Origin of the sequence: Rhodanobacter soli (assembly GCF_040548735.1) — a bacterium.
In the GTDB taxonomy this organism is placed as follows: domain Bacteria; phylum Pseudomonadota; class Gammaproteobacteria; order Xanthomonadales; family Rhodanobacteraceae; genus Rhodanobacter; species Rhodanobacter soli_A.
In genome coordinates this window covers 2,063,201-2,089,426 of sequence record NZ_JBEPSD010000001.1, presented here as the reverse complement: position 1 = coordinate 2,089,426, position 26,226 = coordinate 2,063,201, and the positions used below count along the sequence as shown (strand labels likewise).

Sequence of the window (26,226 nt, the reverse complement as noted above, 5' to 3'; positions counted from 1 at the left end):
GTTCGACTCAGCCCATCGCGCCGTTGACGCCGATCGACTGGCCGTTGATGTAGCCGGCCGCGTCCGAGCACAGGAAGGCAACCAGCGCGGCGACTTCCTCCGGCTTGCCGGCGCGCTGCGCGGGGACCAGTTCGCGGATGCGTTCGGGCGGAAAGGCGGCATCGGCCATGCGCCCCTCGATCACGCCGGGCGCGACCACGTTGACGGTGATCCCGCGCGAAGCCATTTCGCGCGCCAGCGACTTGCTGGCGCCCACCAGCGCGGCCTTCGCCGCGGCGTAGTTGGTCTGGCCGCGATTGCCCAACTGCGCCGCCGCCGAGCCGATCGAAACGATGCGGCCGAAGCGCGCGCGCGCCATCGGCAGCAGCAGCGGCCGGGTGACGTGGAAGAAGCCGTGCAGCGAGACGTCGATCACCCGGTGCCACTGCTCGTCGCTCATGCCCGCCATCGGCGCGTCGTCGTGGATGCCGGCGTTGTTGACCAGCGCCTGGATCGGCCCCTCGGACAGCAGCACGTCCAGCGCCGCGCGGGTCACTTCCGCATCCGTGACGTCGAACGCCAGCGCCTGCGCGCTGCCGCCGCCGGCGACGATCGCCGCGGTGGTTTCCTCGGCCCGGGTCAGGCTGTGGTGGCCGTGCACGATGACGTGCCAGCCGGCCGCGGCAAGCGCGTGGCAGATCGCGCCGCCGAGCTCGCCGCTGCCGCCGGTGACCAGGGCGCGGCGTGCGGGATGGGCTTCGGACATGGCAGGCCTCATAGGCGGATCAGCGGGAAGGATGGATCACCGCGGCACGCCCGCTGGCGAGCAGCCGGCCGCGATGCTCGACGCGGAACGCATACTGCGCGCCGCCGTCGTCGGCGTAAAGACACTCGGCACGGACGTCCAGATGGCCGTCGAGCCGGTCGACGTATTCGTCGAACAATTGCACGTCGCGCAGGCTGACCAGCATGCCGGGGCGCACCGTCTCGCTGCCGCGCGCACGCGCCAGCAGCGCGCCGTGCACCGCCATCGCCTGCGCGCCATATTCGGCCAGGTGCACCGCGTGCAGGCCGTGCTCGCCGCGCAGCGGGTTGTCGGCGCGCGCGTGGCCTTCGCTGATCGCGTGGATGCTGCGCTCGTCCCACGCCAGTACCGCATCGAGCAGGCACATCGTGCCCGCGTGCGGGATCAGGTGCGCCCAGTCAGTCTTGTCGAGCATGCGGCGCCATCAGGATAGACAGGCAGAAGTGGAACGCCACGCCGAGGCTCACGGTGAGCCCGATCGCGCGCAGCACCGGGATCGTGGCCCATGCCAGCATGCCGAACACCAGCAGTGCGGACAGCACGCAGACGAGGGTGGCGTGCAGCGTACGCCGCTGCTCGGCGGGGTCGCCGGTATCGCGTTCGAAGAACAGCGCGTAGTGCAGACCGAGGCCGCCGGCGAGGATCAGCGCGACCAGGTGGAACAGCGAGATCTCGATGCCGGCCACGCGCTCCACCGCCAGCACCAGGAAGGTGGCCAGGGTCATCGGTGCCAGCACGTGCCAGGCGCGGCGCAGGCTGCGCAGGGCGAACGTGATGGTCAGCACCAGCAAGATCGCCGCGACCAGCAGGGCCTGCAGGATGCGCGTGCGGTAGTCGACCACCAGCGACTCCGAAGCGGCCTTCAGGTCGAGCAGGCGCACCGCGCCGTTCGTGTTTTCGCCCAACGCCTGCAGCGCGGCCGCGTCATGCACGCCGCTGACCGTGCCCAGGCCCAGCCAGTGGCCGTCGCGCTCCACCAGCATCGCGGCGAGGCGCTGGCCCAGCGGCGTCTGCGCGTAACGCTCTGGTGTCAGCGGCGGCAGCTGGCGCGCAGCTTCCACATCGTCGACGAATGGCTGGAACAGGTCGGCGCGGAACGGTAGGCCCTGCAACGCTTCGCCCAGCGCGAGCTGCAGCGTGGCGCGGTCGGGCAGCTTCTGCTGTCGTTCGCGCTGCAACGCTGTCGTCGGCAGATAGCGCGACGGCAGTTCCAGCGCATCGGCCGCGTGTTGCGCCAGCAGCGCATCGACGCGCGGCTGCAGTTGCTCCGACAGCGCCAGCACGCCCTGCTCGGTCGGCGCCTGCAGCACCAGCAGGTAGCGCACGTCGGGCGCACCGAGCGCCTCGCGCAGGCGCGCGTCGTGCTGCAGCAGGTCCTGCGGCAGCGGGGTCAGCGCGGCGAGGTTGTTTTGCCAGAACGGCGCGGGTGCGAGCGCCAGCATCAGCACGATCGCCACGGCGACCGCGACGGGAATCCAGCGCGGTCGCGGCAGGCGATCCACGAACGCGCGCGCGCGCGCCAGCCAGCGCATGTCGGCGACGTCGCGCACGCGCCGCGGCAACAGGTACGGCAGCAGGTAGCGCGTGCTGAAGCCGGCCACCAGCAGGCCGACGATGGTGAACACGGCCAGCTGCTTCAGCCCGTTCACGCCGGAGGCGTAGAACGCCAGGTAGGCGATGCAGGCCGAGGCGATCGCGGTCAGCAGCAGCGGCCACAACGTACGCACGCTGTGCACCGCGTCCTCGCCGGCGCGGCGGTGGCTGAGCACACGGATCGGGTACTCCTGCGCCACGCCGAGCAGGGTGAAACCGAACGCCAGGGTGATCCCGTGCACTTCAGGGAAGGCGAGCGTCAACGCGGCGATGCCGGCCAGCGCGGCGCTGGCGATCGGCAACGCCGACAGCAGCAGCGAGCTGAAACTGCGATACGCCAGCAGCAGCAGCGCGATGAAGCCCACGGTGGAGATGCGCCCGATCCAGTCGGCCTGATGCCGTGTCTGCGCACCGACCACCACGCTGAAATAGCCCGGCCCGCTCAATTGCAGGGTCGCGCCGCTGCTGCCAGGCAGCGCATGGAAGGCCTGCCGGATGCCGTCGATCGCCTTCTGCTGCGCGCCCGGATCGAACCCGGCGGCGACCGTCTGCACCAGCAGCAAGGCTTCGTCCTGCGGCGAGAACCACACGCCCTCGCGCAGTTCCGGCGATTTCGCCGGCGCCCACCGCTCGGCCAGCTTCAGCACCTCCAGCGTGGGGTCGCGCGGCAACAGGCCTTTCAGCAGGCTGGCCGCCGGCGAGGAAAGATCGTCCAGCCGCTGCTGCAGCTGGTCGGCCAGGTACGCCTCGTCCAGCGGCTGCGTGTCCAGCGTGGGCGACAGCAGGTAGCGATACGGCAATAGCTTGGCGTCCAGCGCGCCGAGGTCGAAGCTGCCGTTGAGCACCTGGCTGTAGCGCCGGTCGTTTTTCAGCGCCGCGGCGAGGCCCTGGCTCAGGTTCGCCAGCTGCGCATCGGGCTGGCCATTGATCGACAGCAGCAGCAGGCGCGAACCCGGCCCTTCGCCGACCTGCTCCATCAACAGGCGCTGGTCCGGCGTGGTCGGCGCGGGCATGAAGCTGCGCAGGTCGGTGCTGACGTGCAGGCGCTGGCTGACCATCCAGCCGAGTCCGGCCAGCGCCAGCAACCATCCGATCAGCAATGCCGCGCGTGCACCCCGGCGCATGCTCAGGGTGCGCCCTGGCACAGCGCCTGCAGCGCCTCACGGGTGGGCGCGGCCGGCATCTGCGCGGCCAGCGGGCCGAGCAGGTCGACCGCGAGGTCGCCGTCGGCTTCCTGCATGTGCATGCAGCGCGAGGCCTTCGCGTAGCCGTCGATGCGGATGCTGGCGACGGTCTTCGCCACGCGGGCGTCGCGCGGCACCAGGGTCAGCGTCCACGCACCGCCGGCGTCGCCGCCCTGGCGGATCTCGAATGCCTGCTGCAGGCGCGCGGCGTCGCCGCTGAGCAACGCCACGAAGCTGTCCAGCAACACCTGCAACTGCGGTGCACGCTTCAGCGAGAAGTGCCGCGGACTCTTGCCGGCACGCTGCTGGGTCACCTCGCCGTCGGCGATGATGGACGTTTCCTGTTGCGGGTGATCGACGCGCCGCTGCAGGCGGTCGCCGCCGAGCCACGACAATTCGCCGGAGACCACCAGCGGCCGATCGAGCACCTGCAGGAAACGCGCCTCGGCGAAGGCGGTATGCGCGGGCGCGGGCTGGCCCAGGGCCGCGATCAGCGCCGGCGCAGACGACGCTGCCGGCGCCGGCTCAGACGCCGACGCGCTCGCCCACAGCGGCAGCAGCAGGCCCATCAGCCACAGGCGCGTCTTGCCAGAAATCATAGAAGTTGAACCAGTTGTAGGGAGCGACATGGATGTAGTGTTCCAGCCGTTGCGCGTAGCGGGCAATCAACGCATCCAGCGCCGGGCCGCGATCCTGCCGCGGGATGTGCACCTGGTCGCTGAACGGCTCGAAGATCAGCTTGTAGCGGTTGCCGCCCAGGTACAGCCCAAAGCACAGTACCACCGGCACCTGCAACGTATGCGCCAGCAGCCACGGGCTGATCGGGAACGGCGCGGAGGAACCGAGGAAGCCGGTGCGCCGCAATACCTCGTGGCCGCGGCCGCGATCGGCCAGCATCGCCACCAGTGCACCGTCGTGGCAGGCCTCGGCCATCGCCAGCGCGATCGTGGTGCCGTCCTGCGCCGCGTCGATCACGCAGGCACCGACGTCCGGCGCCAGCGCTTCGAGCAGTTCGGTCATCGCCGGGGTCTTCTGCTTGTCCAGCACCACGCGCAGCGGCATCTCCGGCCGCCGCGCGCCGATCGCCCGCAGCGCCTCGAAGCTGCCCTGGTGCGAGCCGAACAGCAGCACGCCGCGGCCCTGCGCGACACGCTGGTCGAGCAGGTCCAGGCCCTCGGTCTCGATCTGGAACGGCTTTTCGCCATGCGCGAGCAGGAAGATCCGGTCCAGGATCGTCGCGGCAAAGCAGTGGATGTGCTTCAGCACCTGCCACGCCGTGGCCGGCCGGCCGAACGCCCGCTGCAGGTATTGCCGCGAGGCCTGCCGTTCCGGCCCGCGACGCAGGAAGAAGTACAGCGTGATCGGGTACAGGCACAGCCGGCCCATCCGGCGTCCGCCATGCAGCGCGATCGCGCGGATCAGCCAGATCGCGAAACGTCCGCCGCCTTCCGGTCGGCTCTGCCAGTGTGTGTGCGTGCTCATGTCGTTCCCTCGACCAGGCCGCGTGCCAGCAGGATGCCGTCACGCCGGATCTCGAAACGCGCCCGCGCGCCGTCCGCGGCGGTCAGGCGCAACGTGGCGGTTTCTTCCGGCAGCAGCGGCGCCGCGAACTTCGCTTCCAGCACGCGGCCCAGCCGCTGGCCGCGCCAGGCGCGCAGGGCCAGCGCCACCTGCTCCAGCAAGATCACCCCCGGCACCAGCGGCGCAGCGGGAAAGTGGCCGGGCAACGCCGGATGCCCCGCGCCGATGCGCAGCGCCTGTTCGAAGCCGGCGTTCATGGCGCCACCGGGCGCTTGCCGCGCAGCAACTGCGGCCAGTGCAACGCCAGCTGCAGCAGCATGTCGTGCAGGCCGGGGTGATGCAGATGGCGCAGCCGCCAGCGGCGATAGACGTACTCCAGCAGGAACGCCGCGCCCAGCAGGACATAGCAGCCCAGGTGCAGCCATGTCGCGGCCCAGCGCTCGGGCACCGGCAGCGGCGAGGCGATGCCGGCGCGCGCCAGCAGGCCGCTGTGGTCGGCGCACAGCAACAGCACGGTCAACAGCAGCGCCTGGGCGCCCAGCAGCAGCGTCCAGAACCAGGTGATCTGGCGCGCGTAGGCAGCCACGCCCGGCTGCAGCAGTCGTTCGTCGCCCTCGATGGCGACGATGAAGCGCGCCACCAGCGGCTCGGACGTGCCCAGCGTGCGGCCGAACCAGCCCGCCAGCAGCGCATTGATCAGCACCGGCACCGCCTCCAGCAGCAAGTCGGCAAAGCCGTACCGCCACGTCCACAGCAAGCCGGCCAGCACGCCCGACCACCACAGCCACGGCGCGGCGCGGCGCGTCAGCAGCTGCGGCAGCATCAGCACGCTCAGCAGCAGGGCCAGCGCCAACAGTGCGAACACCTGCCGATGCGTCACCGCGCCGGCGATCGCCAGCAGCGGATAGGCCGGCAGCAACAGCAGGCCGTAGCGCCGCGTCGTGCCGTCAGAGGGTGAAGAGGACGTCATGCCGGGTTCCGCGTTGGCTCCATCGAAGCCGCCAGCCTGCCACCGGCGCCGGAACGTGGCGTGACAGAAGCGACGTCGATGCGTCGATGCGCCCGCTTCAACCGACGCGGTTCTTCTCGACATGCGCGGACAGCGTGCGCAGGTTGGTGAAGATCTGCCGGTTGTCCGGATTGTCCGAGCGCAGCTGGAAGCCGTAGCGCTTGGATACGGCCAGGGCGATCTCCAGCGCGTCGATGGAATCCAGCCCCAGCTCGCCGCCGAACAACGGCGCCTCCGGGTCGATCTGTTCCGGGGTCACGGTCTCGAGATTCAGGCATGCCACGACCAAGGTGGCCAATTCGTGCTGTGCCGCTGTCTGTTCCGCCATGCTCGATTCCGTACGCTGGATGCATTGCCTCCCCCCGGTGGCAGTGGGCGCGGAGTGTAACATAGCGCCCTTGTCGTTCCCGGTTGTACGCAATGATGCAGGGCTGTGAAAACCCCCAGATCGACCCGCAGTCGCGCCGCGCGCCGCGGGTGTCCTACCGCATGGCCGAGGTCGCGGCGACCCTGGCCGAACCCGGCACGCTGGCGCTGTTCGGCTTCGGCGACGACGCCCCGGCCAGCACCGACCCGCGCTACCTGCAGGTGGCGCTGCAGGCCTTCGACGCCCCGGCGCCCATGGAACTGTGGCAGGTCGACGCGCCGGTCGGCTGCGGCAGCGACGGTGCGCTGCGCTGGTCGGCCGGCGGCGGCTGGCTGTTCGCCTCGATCGAACTGGACGAGCGCGAACACGGCGGTCCCGTCGCCACCGCCCGGCTGGCCTACGAACGGTTGCATCGCTTCGTCGCGACGCGTGAGGCGCGACATGTACTGCGGGTCTGGAATTATCTCGGCGCGATCAACCACGGCGACGGCGATGCCGAGCGCTACAAGCATTTCTGCGACGGCCGCGCCACCGGCATGGGCGACTTCTTCGCCGAGGGCTTCCCCGCCGCCACCGCGATCGGCCATCACGGCGACCCGCATCGGCTGCAGGTCTACCTGCTGGCCTGCGACCAGCCCGGCACGCGGGTGGAGAATCCGCGCCAGGTCAGCGCCTGGCGCTACCCGCGCCAGTACGGCCGCACCCCGCCCAGCTTCGCCCGCGCGATGGCGCTGCCGGCGCAGGACGTGCTGGCGATCTCCGGCACCGCCGCCGTGGTCGGCCACGCCTCGGCGCACCAGGACGACCTCGACGCCCAGCTGGAAGAAACCCTGACCAACCTCGAGGCGCTGCTGGCCAGCGCCGGCATGGCCGCCGGCTTCGACACCCGCTCGCCGCTGAAAGCCTATGTGCGCCACGTCGCCGATGCCCCGCGCGTGCGCGCGTTCCTGCACAGCCGCCTGCCCGGCGTGCCGGTGCTGCTGTTGCACGGCGACATCTGCCGCAGCGAGCTGCTGGTGGAGATCGACGGCTGGCGCTACGCGTAGGACGAGGAGTGAGTGAAGAGGAGTGAGGAGTGAGAGAAAAGCCGAAGCGCACCCCGCCGTTGCCTTCTCTCACTCCTCACTTCTCACCACTCACTTCTGCTTCAAGGGTCGCTTCCATCCCTCGAACGTCTGCTGCCGGCCGCGCGCCACGGTGAGTTCGCCGGCCGGGGCGTCACGTGTGATCACCGAGCCGGCGCCGATGGTGGCCTGGGCACCGATGGTCACCGGGGCGACCAGCGCGCTGTTGGAGCCGATGAAGGCGCCGTCGTCGATGCGCGTGACGAACTTGTTCACGCCATCGTAGTTGCAGGTGATCGTGCCGGCGCCGATGTTGACGCCGCGGCCCACCACGGTGTCGCCGAGATAAGTGAGGTGGTTCGCCTTGCTGCCTTCGCCGAGGCGTGTCTTCTTGGTCTCGACGAAGTTGCCCACGTGCACGCCGGTGTCGAGTTCGGTGCCGGGGCGCAGCCGCGCGAACGGCCCGATCGTGCAGGGACCGTGGGTCACCACGCCGTCCAGGTCGCAGTGCGACTGCACTACCGTCCCGGCGGCCAGCTGCACGTCCTTCAGCCGGGTGAACGCGCCGATGCGCACGTCGTCGCCGAGCACCACACGGCCTTCCAGGATCACGTCGATGTCCAGCTCGACATCGTGACCGGCCTCGACCGCGCCGCGCACGTCGATGCGCAAGGGGTCGGCCAGACGCACGCCGTCGGACATCAGCGCGCGCGCGGCGCGCTGGCGATACGCCGCTTCCAGCTCGGCCAGCTGCTGCGGATTGTTGGCGCCGGCGGCCTCGATCGGGTCGATGCATTCGACGCTGAGCGCCGCCCGGTTTTCCGCGGCGGCCATGTGGAAGATGTCGGTGAGGTAGTACTCGCCCTGCGCGTTGTTGCGGTCGAGCCGGCCGATCCAGCCGCGCAGAGCCTGCGCCTCGGCGACCAGGATGCCGGTGTTGACCAGGTTCACCGCGCGCTGGTCGGCATCGGCATCCTTCTCTTCGACCACCGCGCGCACGCGGCCGTTGCCGTCGCACAACACGCGGCCGTAGCCGTGCGGGTCGGCGAAGCGGGTGGTGAGCAGGCTGAAGCCGCCTTCAGCCGCCACCAGCTGCTGCAGTGTCTCGACCCGGGTCAGCGGCACGTCGCCGTACAGCACCAGGACACGCACCTTGCCGGCGGGCACGCCGGACAGCGCCTGCTCCACCGCATGACCGGTGCCCAGCCGCTCTGCCTGCAGCGCCCAGTGCAGGTCGGGCTGGTCGGCAAACGCGGCTGGCACCTGTTCGCCGCCATGGCCATAGACGACGTGGATCGCCGCCGGCTGCAGCGCACGCGCCGCAGCGATCACGTGCGCCAGCAAGGGTCGGCCGGCCAGCGGCATCAATACCTTCGGCCGGTTCGATTTCATCCGCGTGCCGGCGCCGGCGGCGAGGATGACGACATGGAGAGGCGTTTGATTCATGGCTGCAGGACCTTGTCGCGCGTCGATCAAAAAAGCATACCAGTCCGTCCTGGCCGGACGATGGCGGAAATGGGCTCAGGGCGTTGCCGCCGCGGCCGATACCGTCGACTGGCCCGCATGGCACGCGAAGCGGAACACATAGGCCAGGCTGAACGGCTTCGTCTCGCTGTCCACCACATGGCTGTTGCCGTCGGCGTCAGCGGCCCAGCGGTTGATCTGCAGCGGATTGAACTGCCACTGCGCCGCGGCGGTGCGCACCGCGGCGATGAAGGCGCGCCGGCTGCCATCGGCCTGCCCCTCGCCCGCCACGCGCACTTCGCTGACCATGCCTTTCCCGTCGACGACCAGCAGCGCCGGCACCTCCTGCGGCGGCGGGCAGCTGGCGAGCAGGTTCGGCGGATACACCGGCGTCACGCGCTGGAACGGCGTACCGCCACTGGACACTTCGCCCAATGCCAGTTGATAGCGTGCCGTGCCGGGCGGTGCCACGGCCCGCCACGATGCCTCGCCCGTGGCGGATGGCGATGGCGGCGGCAAGGGCGGCGTGGTGGCGCAGCCGACGAGAGTCAGCAACAGCCCGCCCCATGCGCACTTCAGCCGCGTCATCGCCATCGTCGCCATCTGCCCAAAGCTGCATCGTGCCGACGCAAAAACGCCGGCACAAGGCCGGCGTCCTTTTCTGAAGTGTCCATCGAAGCGACCGCTTCATCCATGAGTGCGGCCACGGACGGCCGCCTCTTGATCCTGGCTCTGCGCTCACGGACGAGCGCACAAACTCAGTGCTTGAGGTTCTTGCGCAGCCGCTCCAGCGCCTGCAGCTGGGTGATCGCCTCGGCCAGCTTGGCCTGGGCTTCGGCGATCTCCATCGCGTCGGTGCGGTTCGCCAGCGCGTCTTCAGCCTCTTTCTTGGCGCGCTGCGCGGAAGCCTCGTCCAGGTCGGCGGCGCGGGCGGCGGTGTCGGCCAGCACGGTTACCACCTGCGGCTGCACCTCCAGCATGCCGCCGGAAACCCAGAACTGCTGGCGCTCGCCACTGGCCAGCAGCACGTCGACGTGGCCCGGCTTGAGACGGGTGATCAGCGGCGCGTGGCGCGGCGTGATGCCGAGCTCGCCGATTTCGCCGGTGGCAACGACCATCGTCGCGTCGCCGGAGAAGATCTCGGCTTCGGCACTGACGATGTCGACGCGAATGGTTTGGGTCATGACTCAGGTTCCAAATGCTTAAGGCGACGGGCGGACGCGCGGTCCGCCCGCAGGATCAGGCGGCCTTCTTGGCGCCCATCTCTTCCGCTTTCTTGATCGCCTCGTCGATGCCGCCGACCATGTAGAACGCCTGCTCCGGCAGATGGTCGACGTCGCCGTCGACGATCATCTTGAAACCGCGAATGGTTTCCTTCAGCGACACGTACTTGCCCGGCGAGCCGGTGAACACCTCGGCCACGTGGAACGGCTGCGAGAAGAAGCGCTCGCACTTGCGCGCACGCGCCACGGCCTGCTTGTCCTCTTCGCTAAGCTCGTCCATGCCCAGGATCGCGATGATGTCCTTCAGCTCCTTGTAGCGCTGCAGCGTGCCCTGCACCTTGCGGGCGACGTCGTAGTGCTCCTGCCCAATCACGTTCGGATCGAGCTGGCGGCTGGTCGAATCGAGCGGATCCACCGCCGGGTAGATGCCCAGGCTCGCGATGTTGCGGCTCAGCACCACGGTCGCGTCCAGATGGGCGAAGGTGGTGGCCGGCGACGGGTCGGTCAGGTCGTCCGCGGGCACGTAGACGGCCTGGATCGAGGTGATCGAGCCGGTCTTGGTCGAGGTGATGCGCTCCTGCAGCACGCCCATTTCCTCGGCCAGCGTCGGCTGGTAACCCACCGCCGACGGCATGCGGCCGAGCAGCGCGGACACTTCGGTACCGGCCAGCGTGTAGCGGTAGATGTTGTCGACGAAGAACAGCACGTCGCGGCCCTTGCCGTGCTCGTCCTTCTCGTCGCGGAAGTACTCGGCCATGGTCAGGCCGGTCAGCGCGACGCGCAGGCGGTTGCCCGGCGGCTCGTTCATCTGGCCGTAGACCATCGCGACCTTGTCGAGCACGTTGGAGTCTTTCATCTCGTGGTAGAAGTCGTTGCCCTCGCGGGTACGCTCGCCCACGCCGGCGAACACGGACAGGCCTTCGTGCGCCTTGGCGATGTTGTTGATCAGTTCCATCATGTTGACGGTCTTGCCCACGCCGGCGCCGCCGAACAGGCCGACCTTGCCGCCCTTGGCGAACGGGCAGATCAGGTCGATCACCTTGATGCCGGTTTCCAGCAGGTCGGTCGCGGCCGCCTGGTCGGCGTAGCTCGGCGCCTCCCGATGGATCACCCATTGGTCCTGCTCACCGATCGGGCCGGCCTCGTCGATCGCGTTGCCGAGCACGTCCATGATGCGGCCGAGGGTGGCCTTGCCGACCGGCACCTTGATGCCTTCGCCGGTGTTGCGTGCCTCGAGGCCGCGCTTCAGGCCCTCGGTGGAACCGAGCGCGATCGTGCGCACAATGCCGTCGCCGAGCTGCTGCTGGACTTCCAGCGTGATCGCGGTGCCGTCGATTTTCAGTGCGTCATACACCTGCGGCACCTGGTCGCGCGGAAACTCCACGTCGACGACCGCGCCGATGATCTGAACAACTTTGCCCTGGCTCATGCTGATAGCTCCGGATGTAACTTTTGAGGTTTGTTGCGGCGCCGCTTCGCGTCGCCATGAATTTTGGAGGAGCAGCAGCGGTTACACCGCTGCTGCTCCTCCCACGATTTCCGAGATTTCCTGGGTGATCGCCGCCTGGCGCGCCTTGTTGTAGATCAGCGTCAGCTCGTCGATCACCTTGTTCGCGTTGTCCGACGCGCTCTTCATCGCCACCATGCGCGCGGCGTGCTCGCTGGCCAGGTTCTCCAGCGCCGCCTGGTACACCACCGATTCGATGTAGCGGGTCAGCACGTGCTCCAGCACGGTCTGCGCATCGGGCTCGTAGATGTAATCCCAGTCGTGGCTCGCTTCCAGCTTCACGCCGGCGTAGGCCGACTCGCCCGCTTCCTGGTGCGCTTCCATCTCCGCGGCCACCAGCGGCAGCGGCAGCAGCGCGTCGATGGTCGGCTTCTGCGTCATGGTGTTGACGAAGTCGTTGTAGGCGAGGAACACGCGGTCCAGGCCATTCGCCTGGTAGGCATCCATCATCACCTTGATCACGCCGACCAGCTGTTCGAGCTTGGGCTTCTCGCCGAGGTGGCTGACGCTGCCGACCAGGTTGACGCCCTTGAGGCGGCGGAAGAACGCCACGGCCTTCTGGCCGATCGCCACCACGTCCACCTGCACGCCCTGCTTGTGCCATTCGGCGATCGCCGGCAGCAGGCGGCGGAACAGGTTGGAGTTGAGGCCGCCGCACAAGCCGCGATCGGTCGACACCACGATGTAGCCGACCCGCGCCACGTTGTCGCGCTGGACCATGAACGGATGGCTGAAGTCGGTGCTGGCCTGCGCCACGTGCGCGATCACCTTGCGCATCGAGCGCGCATACGGGCGCGAGGCCTTCATCAGATCCTGCGCCTTGCGGATCTTCGAGGCCGAGACCATCTCGAGCGCACGCGTCACCTTGCGCATGTTCTGCGTGCTCTTGATCTTGGTTTTGATTTCGCGTCCGCTGGCCATGCTCTATTCCGCTCGTTGTGCTCGCTGGTGGGAAGAGGCCCCGTTACCGTCGCACTCTTCCGATTCGCTCTTCTTGCCGGGCCTTACCAGCTACCGGTCTTCTTGTACTCGTCCAGCGAAGCCTTGAAGGTGGCCTCGATGTCCTTGTCCCAGTTGCCGGTGGCGACGATGGTCTTCATCAGGTCGGCATGGTTCTGGTGCATGAACGCGTGCAGGCCCTTCTCGAACGGCAGCACCTGATTCACCGGCAGATCATCGAGGTAGCCCTGCTCGGCGGCGTACACCGACAGCGCCAGTTCGGCGATCGACAGCGGCGCGTACTGCTTCTGCTTCATCAACTCGGTGACGCGCTGGCCGCGGTCCAGCTGGGCGCGGGTGGCCGGGTCCAGGTCCGAGGCGAACTGCGCGAACGCAGCCAGCTCACGGTACTGCGCCAACGCCAGCTTCACGCCGCCGGACAGCTTCTTGACGATCTTGGTCTGCGCGGCGCCGCCGACGCGGGACACCGAAATGCCGGCGTTCACGGCCGGACGGATGCCGGCGTTGAACAGGTCGGTTTCCAGGAAGATCTGGCCGTCGGTGATCGAGATCACGTTGGTCGGCACGAACGCCGAAACGTCGCCGCCCTGGGTCTCGATGATCGGCAGCGCGGTCAGCGAACCGGTCTTGCCCTTCACTTCGCCGTTGGTGAACTTCTCGACGTACTCCTCGGACACGCGCGAGGCGCGCTCGAGCAGGCGCGAGTGGAGATAGAACACGTCGCCCGGATACGCCTCGCGGCCCGGCGGGCGCTTCAGCAGCAGCGAGATCTGGCGGTAGGCCACGGCCTGCTTGGACAGATCGTCATAGACGATCAGCGCGTCCTGGCCGCGGTCGCGGAAGTATTCGCCCATCGCGCAACCGGAGTACGGCGCGACGTACTGCAGCGCGGCCGACTCGGACGCCGAGGCGACCACGATGATGGTGTTGGCCAGCGCGCCGTTCTCGTCGAGCTTGCGCACCACGTTGGCGATCGACGAACGCTTCTGGCCGATCGCGACGTAGATGCACTTAATGCCGGAATCCTTCTGCGCGATGATCGCGTCGATCGCCAGCGCGGTCTTGCCGGTCTGGCGGTCGCCGATGATCAGCTCGCGCTGGCCGCGGCCGACCGGGATCATCGCGTCGACCGACTTGTAGCCGGTCTGCAGCGGCTGGTCGACCGACTTGCGCCAGATCACGCCCGGCGCAACCTTCTCGATCGGCGCGTTGAGCTTGGCGTTCAGCGGGCCCTTGCCGTCGATCGGGTTGCCCAGCGCGTCGACGACGCGGCCGAGCAGCTCGGGGCCGATCGGCACTTCGAGGATGCGGCCGGTGGTCTTGGCGGTGTCGCCTTCGCGCAGGTGCTGGTATTCGCCCAGCACCACCGCGCCGACCGAGTCGCGCTCGAGGTTCAGCGCCAGCGCAAACGCGTTGCCCGGCAGCTCGATCATTTCGCCCTGCATCACATCGGCCAGGCCGTGGATGCGCACGATGCCGTCGGACACGCTGATGATCGTGCCCTCGTTGCGCGCTTCCGCGCCGAGCTTGAACTGCTCGATGCGGCTCTTGATCAGTTCGCTGATCTCGGACGGATTCAGGGTGGTACTGGACATGGTCGTTATCCCAAAGATCTAGAAACGAGTTGAGAGGAGTGAGTAGTGAGCGAGAGCGGCGGTGTGGTCATTGGCGTTCCACTCGTCTCTCACTTCTCTCCACACTTTTATCTGCTTTCAGTGCGCCAGCGCGCCGGCCAGCTTCGCCAGGCGTCCACGGGCGGAACCATCAATCACTTCGCTGCCGGTATCGATCACCACGCCGGCCAGCAACGCAGCATCGACCCGGGTTTCCAGTTCGATCTCGCGCTTGAAGCGGCGCTTCAGCGACGCCTTGAGCTGCTCGGCCTGGGCCGCGTCCAGCGCCATCGCGCTGGTCACCTTGACCAGCAGCTGCGACTCGGATTCGCGCTTGAAGGCCTCATACAACTCGGCCACTTCCGGCAGCAACGCCAGGCGCCGCTGCTCGGCCATCTCGGCGAGGAACTGCCCGAACGGCGCATCGGCAGCGATGCCGGCCGGCAGGTGCAGGGCCACCAGCTGCGCCGGCAGCACCCGCGGATCGTTGCCGAGACCGGCCACGCGCGGATCGTTCGCCACCGCGGCGGCGAACGCCAGCGCCTGCGACCATGCGTCCAGCGTACCGGCCTCGTGCGCCACTTCGAAAGCGGCGCGAGCGTACGGACGGGCGAGGGTGATTGCCTGGGCCATGGATCAGATCTCGGCCGCGAGTTGGTCGAGCAACGCCTTGTGCGTCGACGCATCGACCTCGCGCTGCACGATCTTGCTGGCGCCCTGTACGGCCAATGCGCCAACCTGCTCGCGCAACTGGTCACGGGCACGCTGCGCCATCGAGGCGATGTCGTCCTGCGCCGCCGCCTTCAGCCGGTTGATCTCGCTGACGGCTTCGCCGCGGGCCTTCTCGATGATCTGATTGGCCTGCTGCTGGGCCTTGTCGATGATCTCGGAAGCCTGCAGGCGGGCCTGCTTGATCTCGCCCGCCACCTTCACGTCCGCGCTCTTCAGCTCGGCGTGGGCGCGCTCGGCGGCGTTCAGGCCTTCGGCGATCTTGATCTGCCGCTCTTCAATGGCCTTGTTGATGTGCGGCCAGATGAAGTGGACGCTGAACCAGATCAGGATGGCGAACGAAATCATTTCGCCAATCAAGGTCGCGTTGAAATTCATCGCTGCGTTACCTGTAAATACGGAATGGAACAGACCCGGGTATCACAACACCCGAGCCGGATACGCGGTGGCGCCGCAACGGCGCCACCGGAGGATGCTGCTTACTGGCCTGCGCCGGCAGCGGACAGGACCTTGCCGAGCAACGGGTTGGCTACCGCGAAGTACATCGCCAGCGCCACGCCGATCAGGAACGCCGCGTCGATCAGGCCAGCCAGCAGGAACATGCGGCCCTGCAGCAGCGGCACCAGCTCCGGCTGACGGGCAGCGGCTTCAAGGAACTTCGAGCCCATGATGCCGATACCGATACAGGCACCGAGTGCGCCGAAACCGATGATCAGGCCGAGCGCGATGGCGGTGAAGCCCTGGATTTGTGCAAACTGAACGAGATGTTCCACGGTGATCTCCTGAAAAAAATTGAAGCTGAAAAGTTGATTTACAAAACGGATGTCGCGAAAACTTCACTCAGTGATGGTCATGCGCCATCGAGATGTACACGATCGTCAGCACCATGAAGATGAACGCCTGGATCGAAATGATCAGGATGTGGAAGATGCCCCACACCGTGTAGCCGATGATGCCCGCGCCATACAACGCCCAGCCAGCGAGACCCGCGCCGGCGCTGAACAGGCCGGCGATCAGCATGAACACCAGCTCGCCGGCGTACATGTTGCCGAACAGTCGCATCGCCAGGCTCACCGGCTTGGAGGCCAGCTCGACCAGGTTGAGCAGAAAATTCGGGATCCACAGCAGCGGATGCTTGCCGAACGGCGCGGTGAACAGCTCGTGCATGTAGCCGCTGGCGCCCTTGGCCTTGAAGCTGTAGAAGATGATCAGGATGAACACCGTCAGCGACATCGCGAACGTCATGTTGATGTCGGCGGTGGGCACGGCGCGGAAATGGCCGACGCCGAACTTCTCGGTGATCCACGGCAGCAGGTCGACCGGCAGCAGATCCATCGCATTCATCAGGAACACCCAGACGAACACGGTCAGCGCCAGCGGCCCGAGCACGCGGCGGTCGCCATGGAACACGTCCTTGACCTGGCCGTCGACGAACTCCAGCACGATCTCGACAAACGCCTGGCCCTTGCCCGGCACGCCGGCCGTGGCCTTGCGCGCCTTCAGCCAGAACCACAGGCAGAACATCGCGCCCAGCACCAGCGACACGGTGATCGAGTCGACGTGCACCGCCCAGAAACCACCCTCGCTCGTATGCGGGGTCAGATGCTGCAGATGGTGCTGGATGTATTCGGTAAGACCGCCCTGCGGCTCGCTTGCCATGGATCAACCCTTGAATCTGAACGCCAGCAGATAAACCGCGTAAGCCGCCGCCAACCCCGTGATGGCGGCCAGCGGTGGCAACTTGAATTGGAACAGGATCACGACCAGCCCCCCGACGATCACGATCCATTTCAGGAACATGCCCGTCAGCAGGCGGCTCAACGCCAGGCCCGCCCCGCCGAGGCCGCTGAAGAATCGCGCCGACATCAACGCGGTACCCAGCGCCACCAACGCCGCACCTGCAGCCGCCGACACCGCTTCGCGGCGCCCCAGCGCCAGGAAAACCAGGCCAGCCAGCAGCGCCACAGCGAGCTGCAGCAAAATGATGCGCAAGGCGAGGCGTCGACCAGAGGCAAGACTGTTCAGCACGTAGCGTCTCCGCGCGGCCTGCATCAGGCGGCACCGATACAGCTAAGGGCCACGATCCAATCCGCAAAAGTATATCAGTGCGGCAATTGCGCGGACAAGCCGTGCGGCCTGCGACATCGTGTCCGGCCGCCCGGAAACTGCCTGTACGGATCGCACCCTGCCCCGCCCGCCACCGCTCGCATCTTCCTGCGACCGTACATACAAACAGGGCCGAACACTAGGTTCGGCCCTGTTTCATCGCGTGAACTGCGACGTATGGCTGGATTACTTGGCGGCAGCCTTCTTGGCAGCGGCGACCGGCGCCACGACGGCGTCGTTGGCGGCCTGACGCTGCTCCTGCACGAGCGCATTCAGCGACTCGGCAGTCTTCTGGGTAATTGCGAGCACTTCCTGCGAAACCGCCACCGCACGCTCGGCATTGTCGCGGCTCAGGCTGGTGCCCTTTTCCCACAGGCTGCGCAGGCCGTTGATGTCGCGGGTTTCCAGCGCTTCGGCGACGAATTCGGCGGAGACCTTGGCCTGCTCCTCGAGCGCCTTGAGCTGCAGCTCGGCGACCGTCTCGAGGCCCTTCAGAGCCAGCGACTGCGCCTTGAACGCGCTGTCGGTGAACTGCTTGGTGAAAGCGAAAAGCTGGTTGTTGAGTTGCTGCGTCATGACGTAGTCCTCGTTGAGGATGGGGGTAGTGGCATGCACTCTAGCAACACTTCTGTTGCAATGCAACATATATTTTCATCAACAACCGGCCACGCCAAGAAACATTCATCAAAAACTGTAACTTATGACGATTTTAGGCGTTACGGCGGCGCGTCAAAAGCTGTCGCGACTGCAACTGGCCCCCGAGGTGCAGGTCTCGTGCACCACGACTTTGTCCAACCCGGCCAGACGCGGTTGCAGCCGTTGCCAGATCCAGCGCGCCAGCATCTCGCTGGTCGGGTTCTCCAGCCCTTCGATCTCGTTGAGATAGTGATGGTCGAGTTGCTCGTACAGCGGCGCAAAGGCCGCCTTGACGTCGGCGAAGTCCATCACCCAGCCCAACAGGGAATCCGGCTCGCCGGCCACATGGATCTCGATGCGGAACGAATGCCCGTGCAACCGCGCGCACTTGTGCCCGGCCGGCACGTTCGGCAGCCGATGCGCCGCCTCGATCTGAAACACCTTGAAGATATGCATGGCGGACGCCTGCGCGTGGTGGCGATGAATGGACCGGCGGAAAGACACACGCCCTGGTCCTGGTGGCTATGGGTGGACTCGAACCACCGACCCCAGCATTATGAGTGCTGTGCTCTAACCGGCTGAGCTACATAGCCTTGGGGAAACCCGCCATGCCGGATCGGAACGATGCGGGCGGGGCGCGGCAGTGTAGTCGGGTAACCCGGTCGGTTCAAGTCCGACGCTTGCCGCCGCTTTGCGCGCCGTGGTTGAATCGACTGCGGGACTTCGCTGCGGTCTTGCCGGCAATGGCCGGGGCCGTTCGATTCCAGGAGGCGACATGATTGATGTAGATGGCTACCGTCCGAATGTCGGCATCGTGCTGCTGAATGCAGACGGCCGGCTGTTCTGGGCGCGCCGGATCAATCGCGACGGCTGGCAGTTCCCGCAGGGTGGCATGCGCTCGGATGAAACCCCGCTGGAGGCGATGTACCGCGAACTGGAAGAGGAGACCGGCCTCGCCGCGCACCACGTCGAGGTCATCAGCGCCACCCACGGCTGGCTGCGTTATCGCCTGCCGAACCGTTACGTACGCCATCACCAGCGGCCCACCTGCATCGGCCAGAAGCAGGTCTGGTTCCTGCTCAAGCTGGTCGGCGGGGAAGATGCATTGAAGCTGGATGCCTGCGACAAGCCGGAGTTCGACCTGTGGCGCTGGGTCGACTTCTGGTATCCCGCCGCGCACGTCGTCAACTTCAAGCGGCAGGTATACGAACGGGCATTGCGCCACTTCGCCCCGTTGGTCGAAGACCTGTTCAGCGTTCAACTGGGCACCCTGCCACCGCGCGACAGCGACAACGCCGACACTCCGCCGACCGGGCCACGCGACGGCCGCGCTGCCGCCTGAACGGATCGCCGCGGCCCCGTCAACTGCTTGTTGACAATCATTCGCATTCGCGTTCTTATACGCGCCATGTACATCTGCATGTGCAATGCCGTCACCGACCACGACATCCGCCGCGAAGCGGCCGATGGGGTGCATACCTTTGCCGAACTGCAGGCCCGCACCGGCTGCTCGGACTGCTGCGGCTGCTGCGAACAGGAAGCCCGCGCCACGTTCGACCAGGCGGTATCGCAGGTCCGTTGCCAGCTGCCGCTCGCCGCAGCCTGAACCCTCGCGTTCTGCTCGCCATGCGCGGGTGCCCTCCCGCGCACAGGCAAACCATTGCCATTCTCATTCCGTCGATCGCCGCGTGGAATTCGTATAGTCCACGTTGTCCGTCGACGGGAGAACGACCATGAAAGGTGATGCCAAGGTCATCGAGTTCCTCAACAAGGTGCTCTACAACGAACTGACCGCGATCAACCAGTACTTCCTGCATTACCGCATGCTCAAGGACTGGGGCTACACCGAGCTGGCCGAGCACGAGTACAAGGAATCGATCGAGGAGATGAAGCACGCCGATCACCTGATCGAGCGCATCCTGTTCCTCGATGGCCTGCCGAACCTGCAGCACCTGGGCAAGTTGCGCATCGGCGAGAACGCGCTGGAATCCATGCAGGGCGACCTGGACCTGGAACTGGCCGCGGTGAAGGACCTGCGCGAGGCGATCGCGTACAGTGAAGGCATCGCCGATTACATCAGTCGCGACCTGTTCAAGAACATCCTGCACGACGAGGAAGAACACATCGACTGGCTGGAAACCCAGTTCAGCCTGGTCAAGGACATCGGCGCAGAGCGCTACCTGCAAAGCAAGATGCAGAGCTGAGCCACGTCGGCTGCATCGAGGTCCGGCGCACCGAAGCGTGCACCTGTTCCTTGACGCTTTCATCACGCCGGGGCTATACCTTCGGTTTTCCCCGGAACGCGCCGCATGGCCTCACGACCACCACCGCGTTTTGTCGTGCGCCGGCACGACGACGCCAGCCACCGCCGACGCTGGCTGTGGCTGGGCGTGGCCTGGCTCTGCAGCCTGCTGGTGGTCGGTCTGGTCGTCGCTGCGCTGAGCCGGCAGGCGAATGCCCCGGCCGCGGTCGACAACCGCCAGCAGCGCGCCCTGCTCGGCCAGATCGACGATCTGAAGCAGCAGCTCGCGAACCTGCAGCGGGCAGCCCAGGTCAACGAAATCGCCACCCGCTCCCTGCGCGGCACCCTGGCCCAGCGCGAGGAAGAACTCAACGGCCTGCGCGCCGACCTGGGCTTCTACTCGCGACTGGTCGGCGGCGACGCCCAGCGGCAGGGACTGAAACTGCAGGAAGTGAAGTTGCAGCCGATCGCCGGTTCGCGCGGCTGGAACCTCAGCCTCAGCCTGACCCAGAACGCCAAACGCGGCGACGAGATTTCCGGCAACGCCCTGGTCAGCGTGGAAGGCCTGCGCGGCGATCAGGTGGCGCGGCTGGACTGGCCCGCGCTGGGCGATGCCGCGCAGAAGGACGGCCTGCCGTTCCGTTTCACCTATTTCCAGCAATTGCACGGCACCATCGTGCTGCCGGCGGATTTCCGTCCGACGCGATTGCGCATCAGCATTCAGCCCGCCAGCGGCGAGCCGGTCAACCGTGCCGTCGCATGGGGCGCCGCGCTGAGCGGAAACATCACCAACGCCGAAGGGGACCGCGATGCTCAACCGTAGACGCAACGACCGCAACGATCGCAACAACACCAGCCACGAGACCAGCCTGATCGCGCGCGGCACGGTGATCCGCGGCGACCTGCGCTTCAGCGGCGCGCTGCACCTGGATGGCCGCATCGAGGGCACCGTGCTGGGCGAGGGCGACGACGCCATGTTCACGCTCAGCGAGCACGGCCAGGTGCACGGTGAGATCCACGTGCCGCAGGCGGTGATCAACGGCCACGTGACCGGCGACGTCAACGTCAGCGTCCGGCTGGAACTGGCGCCGCAGGCGCGCATCGACGGCGACCTGCGCTACCACACGCTGGAAATGGCCGCCGGCGCCCAGGTCAACGGGCGCATCTCGCGCCAGGTCGAGCAGGCGCAGCGCGAACTGCCGGCGCCGGATGCCGAACTCGACGAGGCCATGCCGGCCTGAAGCGGTATGCTTGGCTACAGTCCGCCACGCCCCCATCTAGATGACCATGGAAACTCTCGTCGCGATCCCCGATTACCGCAGCAGCGGCGCCCCGCTGGTGTTCACTGCCGCCGCCGCGCACAAGGTGCATGAGCTGATTGCCGAAGAGGGCAATCCGGCGCTGAAGCTGCGCGTCTACATCTCCGGCGGCGGCTGCTCGGGCTTCCAGTACGGCTTCACCTTCGACGAGGCCCAGGCCGAGGACGACCTGGCGATCGAGCGCGAAGGCGTGACCCTGCTGTGCGATCCGCTGTCGCTGCAGTACCTCACCGGCGCGCAGATCGACTACGCCGAGAACCTCAGCGGCGCGCAGTTCGTGATCAGCAACCCGAACGCGAAGACCACCTGCGGCTGCGGCTCTTCGTTCTCCGCCTGAGCACGCCGCCGATGGATCGGGCCAAACTGCCGCCGCCGAACACGTTCGCCGGGCTCAGCCTGGTGCTGAACCGCGTCGCCGAGTCGCGCGACGAATCGGTGTGGATCGTCGAACAGGCGCGCTCGCCGGAAGCGCGCTACCTGCTGCTGGATGCCACCGGCGAAGCCTTCCTGCGCCGTGACGGCGACGCGTTGCGCTGGCTCGACGTGAACGAACGCGAGCAATGGCTGGGCGGGCTGCACGCCAGCCTGCTCGGCATCGCCTACGAACGTCCGCATTTCCTGCTGGTGGTGGACGATCCCGCACGCAGCGGCGAACTGGAAGTTGCACTGGACGCACGCCGCATGAATCTGCGCAGTGCCGGCCTGCAGCTGGCCGCCGACGAGGCCGGCCTGTTCGCCTACGCCAAGGGCCTGTCGCACTGGCAGCGCGAGACGCGTTATTGCGCCCATTGCGGCGCACCGTTGCTGCTGGTCGCCGCCGGCCATCGCGCGCAATGCACCAACCCGGACTGCGCGCGGCTGCATTTCCCGCGCACCGATGCCGCCGTGATCATGCTGGTCGAGCACGACGGCGCCTGCCTGCTCGGCCGCCAGGCCGGCTGGCCACCCGGTCGCTATTCCACCCTGGCCGGCTTCATCGAACCGGGCGAGGCGCTGGAGGATGCGGTACGCCGCGAAGTGGCCGAGGAAGCCGGCGTGATCGTCGGCGAAGTGCGCTACCACTCTTCGCAACCGTGGCCGATGCCGGCTTCACTGATGGTCGGCTTCATTGCCACCGCCGTGTCGCGGCAGATCGTCATGCGCGACCACGAGCTGGAAGACGCACGCTGGTTCACCCCGCAGCAGCTCGTCGACGGCATCGCCGACGGCAGCTTCCTGCCCTCCACGCGGCTGTCGGTGTCCTACCAGCTGTTGGCGCACTGGCTGCAGCAGTGCGCCGGGCTGGACCTGGACGCGCTGGTCGCCGACGCCACGCCGCGCTGATCCACCGGCACGAACTTCATACCGATCCGCCGGTCCCAGCCGCATCCACCACCAAGGATCGGCCATGGCGCACGGAAGCACTCTCCTATCCGCCCGCGGGCGGTCGCATGCGCACCCGGCTTGGCGCGCCGCACTGCGCCGTGGCGTGATTCTCGGCGGCGTCACTGCGTTGCATCTAGCCACCATGGCACTGGTACTGCGTTCCACGCCGCCGTACCGATCGGCGCGCACCGCCATTCACGACGATGACGAAGCCCTGCACCTCAGCTTCGTGGCACTGCTCGACAGATCGCGGTCGGCCAGCCCGTCGCCGCGGCCCGTGCAACCCCGAGCGACACACCGCAGGACACTGGCTATATCGTTGCCACCGAGCGCGGCCATGCCCATCGTCATCGCCCCACCGGCAAACGTGCCGGGTGGTTCCGGCGACTACCGCTCCGCGATCCTGGATGCAGGCCTGAACGACGCGCAACAGGCGCCACGCGTGCGCCTGCCGGGTTCGTCGGATGCGCCGCTGCGCACCGGCATCCAGCTGCGAACCACCCCAAACCTGCAGCAGGTCGTGCGCGCGATGACCACGGCCAGCCGCTGCAAGTACGAACGCATGAAGATGGAAAGAAGTGCCAACCAGTTCGTGACACGCCAGCTGGTGGAACGCGCGCTCGATGCTGATGGCTGCGGGCCGCAGGCGACGCATGCCGCGGCCGACGCCACGACCGATACGATCTCCCGCCGCGCGATCTTCGACGAGTGATGCCATCACGTGATGTCGACACCGATCCGTCGCTTACAATGGCAGCCACTGTCCGCGAGCCCGTTACGTCATGGCCATCAGTCTGCTAGTCGCCCTCGTCGCCCTCGGCCTGCTGCACGTCATGCCGCAACTGGCACGCTGGCGCGGCGACGGCCTGTTCCGCCGCTGGGTGGCGCAATTGGCGGACACCAGCGGTGGCGGCCGCGTGGCGCTGGCCCTGCTGCTGCCGCTGATCCTGTGCGTGCTGCTGGAATGGTTGCTCGGGCGTTCGCCGCTGGGCGAATTGCTGCGGTTGCTGTTTGCGCTGGCGGTGCTGCTGTACTGCTTCGGCCCGCGCGAGTTCGAAGCCGACCTGGAAGCCATCCTGGACGCCCCGGATGGTGCCAGCCGCGAGGCCGCGGCGCAGGCGTTGGCCGACGACGGCCGTCCCATCGTCTGGAATGCACCGGCACTGGGCGAGGCGATCGCCTATGCCGCGTTGCGCCGGCGCTTCGCCGTGTTGCTGTGGTTCTTCCTGCTCGGCCCGGCCGGGGCGCTGCTGTATCGGCTGGCGCAGACGCTGGGCCGCGATGACACGTTGCAGCTCGATCCGGGCAGCCGCCGCGCCGCCGGCTACGTGGCCAACGCGCTGGACTGGCTGCCGGCGCAGCTGCTGACCTTCACCCTGGCCGTGGTCGGTCACTGGGAGGCGGTGATCGACGCCTGGCGCCGCTGGCACAGCCAAGCCGCGCCGACCGGCTGGTACGACGCCGGCCCGGGTTTCCTGGGCGCGGCGGCACAGGCCGACGTGCTGATCGATATCGAGGCCGGCGACGGCTACGCCGAGGAACACAGCGACCCGCTGGCCGAACTGCGGCGCCTGCGCAGCGCCTTGCTGCGCGCCTTGCTGGCTTGGCTGAGCGTGGTGGCGCTGATCGTGATCGGCAGCTGGGTCGGCTGAAAGAAGTCCTGGCTAGGCCAGGTCGCCGCGCAGTTCGCGCACCCGCGCCTCCAGCGTTGCCGCGGTGACCTGTTCGGGCGCACGCGGTGCATCGACCACCAGTTCCACCCGCGCCCGGAAACGCCGCGGCAGGCGCGCGCGATGCAGCATGGAATCGCGCCGGCTCCACACGCTGCCCCACAGGCCGCGCAGCGCGATCGGTACCACCGGCACCGGCCGCCGCGCCAGGATCTTCTCCACGCCTGGCCGGAACGGCGCGATCTCGCCGTCGCCGGTCAGCCCGCCTTCGGGAAAGACGCATACCACCTCGCCGGCAGCGAGCGCTTCGTCGATCGCGTCGTAAGCCTGTTGCAGCACCGCGGGATCCTCCTTGAGGCCCGCGATCGGGATCGCCCTGGCGGTGCGGAACACGAAGCGCAGCAAAGGGATGTTGAAGATCCTGTAATACATCACGAAGCGCACCGGCCGGCGCAGGTTCGCCATCAGCAACAGCGGGTCCATGAAGCTGACGTGGTTGCACACCAGCAACGCCGGGCCTTCCTCGGGGATCTGCCCGGTGCCATCGGCGCGCACCCGGTACAGCGTATTCACCAGCACCCAGGTGATGAAACGCATCACGAACTCGGGTACCAGGGTGAAGATGTACCAGGCCACCAGTACATTGAGCAGCGCCGCGGCGAGGAAGATCTGCGACGCATCCATGCCCAGCGCACCCAGCCCCAGGCCGAAACCGGCTGCCGCCACGATCAGCAGCGCGTTCAGGATGTTGGTACCGGCGATGATTCGCGACAGCTTCTCGCGCGGCGCGCGCGCCTGCACGAACGCGAACAGCGGCACCACGTAGAAGCCGGCGAATACGCCGATCAGGGTGAGGTCGAGCGCAACGCGCCAGCTGCCCGCGCCGTGCAGGAAGGCCAGCCAGTCCAGCCCGCGCGCGGCCGCCACGCCATGCCGCGCGAAGTACAGGTCCACGCCGAACGCGGTCAGCCCGAACGCACCCAGCGGCACCAGGCCGATCTCCACGCGCCGACCCGACATCTTCTCGCACAGCAGCGCGCCGACGCCGGTGCCGATCGAGAACAGGGTGAGCACCAGCGTGTTCACCGAACCATCGCCACCCAGCGTCTCGCGCGTGTAGATCGGCAGCTGCGCGATCAGCACCGTGCCGAAGAACCAGAACCACGAGATGCCGAGCACCGCGTTGAACACCGCGCGATCGGCGCGGGTGATCGCCAGCACCCGCTCGGTTTCGCTGAACGGGTTCCAGTTGAACTTGAGTTCCGGTGCGGTCGCCGGCGCCGGCGGGATCCGGCGGCAGGCCAGGTAGCCGGCCACCGCCACCGTGATGGTCGCGCCGGACGCCAGCAGCGGCCCCACACCAGCCACCAGCATCAGCGAGTTGCCGGCGATCATGCCCACCAGCATCGCCATCTGCGTGCCCATCTCGACCAGCCCGTTGCCGCCGACCAGTTCATCCGGCTTCAGCGCCTGCGGCAGGATCGCGTACTTGATCGGCCCGAACGTGGCCGAATGCATGCCCATCATGAACAGCACGATCAGCAGCAAGGAGGTGTGGTGCGTGTAGAAACCGTACGCGGCCAGCACCATCGCACCGATCTCGAACAGCTTCACGTAGCGGATGATCCGGCTCTTCTCGTACTTCTCGGCCAGCTGGCCGGCAGTGGCGGAGAACAGGAAGAACGGAATGATGAACAGCGCCGGCGCCAGGTTGGTGTACAGCGACACGGTGTGGTCGTCCAGCCCCATCTGGAACGCCACCAGCATCACCAGCGCATTGCGGAACGCATTGTCGTTGAAGGCACCCAGCGCCTGGGTCCAGAAGAACGGCGCAAAGCGCCGCTTGCCCAGCAATGCGAATTGGCTCATG

At 67.4% G+C, this 26,226-nt stretch carries 32 protein-coding genes and 1 tRNA gene; 10 read left to right on the top strand and 23 right to left on the bottom strand.

What is annotated here, in order from left to right:
• Positions 1 to 7 precede the first annotated feature (7 nt).
• From fabG to ABIE04_RS09425, 8 genes are all read right to left on the bottom strand, one after another.
• Positions 8 to 745, bottom strand: coding sequence for a 3-oxoacyl-ACP reductase FabG (fabG, locus tag ABIE04_RS09460; protein WP_354549134.1), 738 nt, complete (start codon positions 743 to 745; stop codon positions 8 to 10).
• Between the two features lie 19 nt (positions 746 to 764).
• The gene (locus ABIE04_RS09455) at positions 765 to 1,199 is read right to left on the bottom strand and encodes a phosphotransferase (protein WP_354549131.1); all 435 of its coding nucleotides are present in this window, start codon (positions 1,197 to 1,199) and stop codon (positions 765 to 767) included.
• Positions 1,183 to 3,501 carry an MMPL family transporter gene (locus ABIE04_RS09450; RefSeq protein ID WP_354549129.1) on the bottom strand — a complete coding sequence of 773 codons (2,319 nt, stop codon included), beginning with the start codon at positions 3,499 to 3,501 and terminating at the stop codon, positions 1,183 to 1,185. The genes ABIE04_RS09455 and ABIE04_RS09450 overlap by 17 nt, the downstream gene beginning before the upstream one ends.
• 2 nt (positions 3,502 to 3,503) lie before the next feature.
• Positions 3,504 to 4,160 (bottom strand): LolA-related protein, encoded by a 657-nt coding sequence (locus tag ABIE04_RS09445; protein WP_354549126.1) that lies wholly within the window; start codon positions 4,158 to 4,160, stop codon positions 3,504 to 3,506.
• The gene (locus ABIE04_RS09440; RefSeq protein ID WP_354549124.1) at positions 4,087 to 5,043 is read right to left on the bottom strand and encodes an LpxL/LpxP family acyltransferase; all 957 of its coding nucleotides are present in this window, start codon (positions 5,041 to 5,043) and stop codon (positions 4,087 to 4,089) included. The genes ABIE04_RS09445 and ABIE04_RS09440 overlap by 74 nt, the downstream gene beginning before the upstream one ends.
• Positions 5,040 to 5,339 (bottom strand): hydroxymyristoyl-ACP dehydratase, encoded by a 300-nt coding sequence (locus tag ABIE04_RS09435; protein WP_354549121.1) that lies wholly within the window; start codon positions 5,337 to 5,339, stop codon positions 5,040 to 5,042. Before ABIE04_RS09435 ends, ABIE04_RS09440 begins: the two co-directional genes overlap by 4 nt.
• Positions 5,336 to 6,052 (bottom strand): xanthomonadin biosynthesis protein, encoded by a 717-nt coding sequence (locus ABIE04_RS09430; protein ID WP_354549119.1) that lies wholly within the window; start codon positions 6,050 to 6,052, stop codon positions 5,336 to 5,338. Before ABIE04_RS09430 ends, ABIE04_RS09435 begins: the two co-directional genes overlap by 4 nt.
• A 97-nt stretch (positions 6,053 to 6,149) precedes the next feature.
• Entirely contained in the window at positions 6,150 to 6,419 is a 270-nt protein-coding gene (locus ABIE04_RS09425) for a phosphopantetheine-binding protein (RefSeq protein WP_354549117.1), read from the bottom strand.
• Between the two features lie 92 nt (positions 6,420 to 6,511).
• On the opposite strand from ABIE04_RS09425, the gene ABIE04_RS09420 reads away from it, so the two are divergent.
• Entirely contained in the window at positions 6,512 to 7,504 is a 993-nt protein-coding gene (locus tag ABIE04_RS09420) for a pteridine-dependent deoxygenase (RefSeq protein WP_354549115.1), read from the top strand.
• A 90-nt stretch (positions 7,505 to 7,594) separates the two neighbouring features.
• On the opposite strand, the gene glmU is transcribed toward ABIE04_RS09420, so the two are convergent.
• From glmU to ABIE04_RS09350, 14 genes are all read right to left on the bottom strand, one after another.
• Positions 7,595 to 8,968 (bottom strand): bifunctional UDP-N-acetylglucosamine diphosphorylase/glucosamine-1-phosphate N-acetyltransferase GlmU, encoded by a 1,374-nt coding sequence (gene glmU / locus ABIE04_RS09415; protein ID WP_354549113.1) that lies wholly within the window; start codon positions 8,966 to 8,968, stop codon positions 7,595 to 7,597.
• A gap of 75 nt (positions 8,969 to 9,043) precedes the next feature.
• The gene (locus ABIE04_RS09410) at positions 9,044 to 9,580 is read right to left on the bottom strand and encodes a hypothetical protein (RefSeq protein ID WP_354549110.1); all 537 of its coding nucleotides are present in this window, start codon (positions 9,578 to 9,580) and stop codon (positions 9,044 to 9,046) included.
• A 164-nt stretch (positions 9,581 to 9,744) separates the two neighbouring features.
• Positions 9,745 to 10,170 carry a F0F1 ATP synthase subunit epsilon gene (locus ABIE04_RS09405; protein WP_354549108.1) on the bottom strand — a complete coding sequence of 142 codons (426 nt, stop codon included), beginning with the start codon at positions 10,168 to 10,170 and terminating at the stop codon, positions 9,745 to 9,747.
• A 55-nt stretch (positions 10,171 to 10,225) separates the two neighbouring features.
• On the bottom strand, positions 10,226 to 11,638 hold the full coding sequence (gene atpD / locus ABIE04_RS09400; RefSeq protein WP_354549105.1) for a F0F1 ATP synthase subunit beta: 1,413 nt from the start codon (positions 11,636 to 11,638) through the stop codon (positions 10,226 to 10,228).
• An 81-nt stretch (positions 11,639 to 11,719) separates the two neighbouring features.
• Positions 11,720 to 12,637 (bottom strand): F0F1 ATP synthase subunit gamma, encoded by a 918-nt coding sequence (gene atpG / locus ABIE04_RS09395; RefSeq protein ID WP_354549103.1) that lies wholly within the window; start codon positions 12,635 to 12,637, stop codon positions 11,720 to 11,722.
• Positions 12,638 to 12,720: 83 nt separating this feature from the next.
• Positions 12,721 to 14,271, bottom strand: coding sequence for a F0F1 ATP synthase subunit alpha (atpA, locus tag ABIE04_RS09390; RefSeq protein WP_354549100.1), 1,551 nt, complete (start codon positions 14,269 to 14,271; stop codon positions 12,721 to 12,723).
• Between the two features lie 117 nt (positions 14,272 to 14,388).
• Positions 14,389 to 14,922: a F0F1 ATP synthase subunit delta gene (locus ABIE04_RS09385; RefSeq protein WP_354549098.1), complete on the bottom strand. Its 534-nt coding sequence runs from the start codon at positions 14,920 to 14,922 to the stop codon at positions 14,389 to 14,391.
• 3 nt (positions 14,923 to 14,925) lie between these two features.
• On the bottom strand, positions 14,926 to 15,396 hold the full coding sequence (locus ABIE04_RS09380; protein ID WP_354549096.1) for a F0F1 ATP synthase subunit B: 471 nt from the start codon (positions 15,394 to 15,396) through the stop codon (positions 14,926 to 14,928).
• A 101-nt stretch (positions 15,397 to 15,497) separates the two neighbouring features.
• Entirely contained in the window at positions 15,498 to 15,791 is a 294-nt protein-coding gene (gene atpE / locus ABIE04_RS09375) for a F0F1 ATP synthase subunit C (RefSeq protein ID WP_007807016.1), read from the bottom strand.
• A 67-nt stretch (positions 15,792 to 15,858) separates the two neighbouring features.
• The gene (gene atpB, locus ABIE04_RS09370; RefSeq protein ID WP_354549093.1) at positions 15,859 to 16,677 is read right to left on the bottom strand and encodes a F0F1 ATP synthase subunit A; all 819 of its coding nucleotides are present in this window, start codon (positions 16,675 to 16,677) and stop codon (positions 15,859 to 15,861) included.
• Positions 16,678 to 16,680: 3 nt separating this feature from the next.
• Positions 16,681 to 17,046 carry a hypothetical protein gene (locus ABIE04_RS09365; RefSeq protein WP_214556393.1) on the bottom strand — a complete coding sequence of 122 codons (366 nt, stop codon included), beginning with the start codon at positions 17,044 to 17,046 and terminating at the stop codon, positions 16,681 to 16,683.
• Between the two features lie 264 nt (positions 17,047 to 17,310).
• A complete protein-coding gene (locus ABIE04_RS09360) occupies positions 17,311 to 17,700 on the bottom strand; it encodes a phasin family protein (RefSeq protein WP_056390767.1) in 390 nt (129 codons plus the stop codon).
• A gap of 153 nt (positions 17,701 to 17,853) precedes the next feature.
• On the bottom strand, positions 17,854 to 18,216 hold the full coding sequence (queD, locus tag ABIE04_RS09355; protein ID WP_354549088.1) for a 6-carboxytetrahydropterin synthase QueD: 363 nt from the start codon (positions 18,214 to 18,216) through the stop codon (positions 17,854 to 17,856).
• Between the two features lie 60 nt (positions 18,217 to 18,276).
• Positions 18,277 to 18,353: transfer RNA gene (locus ABIE04_RS09350), tRNA-Met, on the bottom strand.
• 182 nt (positions 18,354 to 18,535) lie between these two features.
• Between ABIE04_RS09350 and ABIE04_RS09345 the strand changes: the two genes are divergently transcribed.
• The 9 genes from ABIE04_RS09345 (at position 18,536) to ABIE04_RS09305 (ending at position 24,338) form a co-directional block, all read left to right on the top strand.
• A complete protein-coding gene (locus tag ABIE04_RS09345; protein WP_354549085.1) occupies positions 18,536 to 19,102 on the top strand; it encodes an RNA pyrophosphohydrolase in 567 nt (188 codons plus the stop codon).
• A gap of 57 nt (positions 19,103 to 19,159) precedes the next feature.
• Entirely contained in the window at positions 19,160 to 19,366 is a 207-nt protein-coding gene (locus ABIE04_RS09340; RefSeq protein WP_436410375.1) for a (2Fe-2S)-binding protein, read from the top strand.
• Positions 19,367 to 19,493: 127 nt separating this feature from the next.
• The gene (gene bfr, locus ABIE04_RS09335) at positions 19,494 to 19,964 is read left to right on the top strand and encodes a bacterioferritin (RefSeq protein WP_056390755.1); all 471 of its coding nucleotides are present in this window, start codon (positions 19,494 to 19,496) and stop codon (positions 19,962 to 19,964) included.
• Positions 19,965 to 20,069: 105 nt separating this feature from the next.
• On the top strand, positions 20,070 to 20,825 hold the full coding sequence (locus tag ABIE04_RS09330) for a DUF6776 family protein (protein WP_354549075.1): 756 nt from the start codon (positions 20,070 to 20,072) through the stop codon (positions 20,823 to 20,825).
• Positions 20,812 to 21,243, top strand: a complete 432-nt coding sequence (locus ABIE04_RS09325) for a bactofilin family protein (protein ID WP_354549072.1) — start codon at positions 20,812 to 20,814, stop codon at positions 21,241 to 21,243. The genes ABIE04_RS09330 and ABIE04_RS09325 overlap by 14 nt, the downstream gene beginning before the upstream one ends.
• A 46-nt stretch (positions 21,244 to 21,289) precedes the next feature.
• A complete protein-coding gene (gene erpA / locus ABIE04_RS09320; protein ID WP_214556387.1) occupies positions 21,290 to 21,658 on the top strand; it encodes an iron-sulfur cluster insertion protein ErpA in 369 nt (122 codons plus the stop codon).
• A gap of 11 nt (positions 21,659 to 21,669) precedes the next feature.
• Positions 21,670 to 22,644 (top strand): NAD(+) diphosphatase, encoded by a 975-nt coding sequence (gene nudC, locus ABIE04_RS09315; RefSeq protein ID WP_354549065.1) that lies wholly within the window; start codon positions 21,670 to 21,672, stop codon positions 22,642 to 22,644.
• A gap of 184 nt (positions 22,645 to 22,828) precedes the next feature.
• Positions 22,829 to 23,398, top strand: coding sequence for a hypothetical protein (locus tag ABIE04_RS09310; protein ID WP_354549061.1), 570 nt, complete (start codon positions 22,829 to 22,831; stop codon positions 23,396 to 23,398).
• 70 nt (positions 23,399 to 23,468) lie between these two features.
• Complete coding sequence (locus ABIE04_RS09305) at positions 23,469 to 24,338, top strand: beta-lactamase induction protein (protein WP_354549057.1); 870 nt, start codon at positions 23,469 to 23,471, stop codon at positions 24,336 to 24,338.
• Between the two features lie 12 nt (positions 24,339 to 24,350).
• Here ABIE04_RS09305 and ABIE04_RS09300 read toward each other — a convergent pair whose 3' ends face one another.
• On the bottom strand, positions 24,351 to 26,225 hold the full coding sequence (locus ABIE04_RS09300; protein ID WP_354549053.1) for an MFS transporter: 1,875 nt from the start codon (positions 26,223 to 26,225) through the stop codon (positions 24,351 to 24,353).
• Position 26,226 lies beyond the last annotated feature (1 nt).

Bases quoted from the DNA above. Each gene is read 5' to 3' on its own strand.
- queD (WP_354549088.1), bottom strand. From the start codon at position 18,216: ATGCATATCTTCAAGGTGTTTCAGATCGAGGCGGCGCATCGGCTGCCG.
- ABIE04_RS09445 (WP_354549126.1), bottom strand. From the start codon at position 4,160: ATGATTTCTGGCAAGACGCGCCTGTGGCTGATGGGCCTGCTGCTGCCG.
- ABIE04_RS09440 (WP_354549124.1), bottom strand. From the start codon at position 5,043: ATGAGCACGCACACACACTGGCAGAGCCGACCGGAAGGCGGCGGACGT.
- atpD (WP_354549105.1), bottom strand. From the start codon at position 11,638: ATGAGCCAGGGCAAAGTTGTTCAGATCATCGGCGCGGTCGTCGACGTG.
- ABIE04_RS09300 (WP_354549053.1), bottom strand. From the start codon at position 26,225: ATGAGCCAATTCGCATTGCTGGGCAAGCGGCGCTTTGCGCCGTTCTTC.
- ABIE04_RS09345 (WP_354549085.1), top strand. From the start codon at position 18,536: ATGATTGATGTAGATGGCTACCGTCCGAATGTCGGCATCGTGCTGCTG.
- ABIE04_RS09405 (WP_354549108.1), bottom strand. From the start codon at position 10,170: ATGACCCAAACCATTCGCGTCGACATCGTCAGTGCCGAAGCCGAGATC.
- ABIE04_RS09330 (WP_354549075.1), top strand. From the start codon at position 20,070: ATGGCCTCACGACCACCACCGCGTTTTGTCGTGCGCCGGCACGACGAC.
- atpB (WP_354549093.1), bottom strand. From the start codon at position 16,677: ATGGCAAGCGAGCCGCAGGGCGGTCTTACCGAATACATCCAGCACCAT.
- ABIE04_RS09455 (WP_354549131.1), bottom strand. From the start codon at position 1,199: ATGCTCGACAAGACTGACTGGGCGCACCTGATCCCGCACGCGGGCACG.
- atpA (WP_354549100.1), bottom strand. From the start codon at position 14,271: ATGTCCAGTACCACCCTGAATCCGTCCGAGATCAGCGAACTGATCAAG.
- ABIE04_RS09305 (WP_354549057.1), top strand. From the start codon at position 23,469: ATGGCCATCAGTCTGCTAGTCGCCCTCGTCGCCCTCGGCCTGCTGCAC.
- ABIE04_RS09425 (WP_354549117.1), bottom strand. From the start codon at position 6,419: ATGGCGGAACAGACAGCGGCACAGCACGAATTGGCCACCTTGGTCGTG.
- bfr (WP_056390755.1), top strand. From the start codon at position 19,494: ATGAAAGGTGATGCCAAGGTCATCGAGTTCCTCAACAAGGTGCTCTAC.
- ABIE04_RS09385 (WP_354549098.1), bottom strand. From the start codon at position 14,922: ATGGCCCAGGCAATCACCCTCGCCCGTCCGTACGCTCGCGCCGCTTTC.
- ABIE04_RS09430 (WP_354549119.1), bottom strand. From the start codon at position 6,052: ATGACGTCCTCTTCACCCTCTGACGGCACGACGCGGCGCTACGGCCTG.
- ABIE04_RS09360 (WP_056390767.1), bottom strand. From the start codon at position 17,700: ATGACGCAGCAACTCAACAACCAGCTTTTCGCTTTCACCAAGCAGTTC.
- ABIE04_RS09435 (WP_354549121.1), bottom strand. From the start codon at position 5,339: ATGAACGCCGGCTTCGAACAGGCGCTGCGCATCGGCGCGGGGCATCCG.
- nudC (WP_354549065.1), top strand. From the start codon at position 21,670: ATGGATCGGGCCAAACTGCCGCCGCCGAACACGTTCGCCGGGCTCAGC.
- glmU (WP_354549113.1), bottom strand. From the start codon at position 8,968: ATGAATCAAACGCCTCTCCATGTCGTCATCCTCGCCGCCGGCGCCGGC.
- ABIE04_RS09325 (WP_354549072.1), top strand. From the start codon at position 20,812: ATGCTCAACCGTAGACGCAACGACCGCAACGATCGCAACAACACCAGC.
- ABIE04_RS09410 (WP_354549110.1), bottom strand. From the start codon at position 9,580: ATGGCGATGACGCGGCTGAAGTGCGCATGGGGCGGGCTGTTGCTGACT.
- erpA (WP_214556387.1), top strand. From the start codon at position 21,290: ATGGAAACTCTCGTCGCGATCCCCGATTACCGCAGCAGCGGCGCCCCG.
- ABIE04_RS09310 (WP_354549061.1), top strand. From the start codon at position 22,829: ATGGCACTGGTACTGCGTTCCACGCCGCCGTACCGATCGGCGCGCACC.
- fabG (WP_354549134.1), bottom strand. From the start codon at position 745: ATGTCCGAAGCCCATCCCGCACGCCGCGCCCTGGTCACCGGCGGCAGC.
- ABIE04_RS09450 (WP_354549129.1), bottom strand. From the start codon at position 3,501: ATGCGCCGGGGTGCACGCGCGGCATTGCTGATCGGATGGTTGCTGGCG.
- ABIE04_RS09420 (WP_354549115.1), top strand. From the start codon at position 6,512: ATGATGCAGGGCTGTGAAAACCCCCAGATCGACCCGCAGTCGCGCCGC.
- ABIE04_RS09380 (WP_354549096.1), bottom strand. From the start codon at position 15,396: ATGAATTTCAACGCGACCTTGATTGGCGAAATGATTTCGTTCGCCATC.
- atpG (WP_354549103.1), bottom strand. From the start codon at position 12,637: ATGGCCAGCGGACGCGAAATCAAAACCAAGATCAAGAGCACGCAGAAC.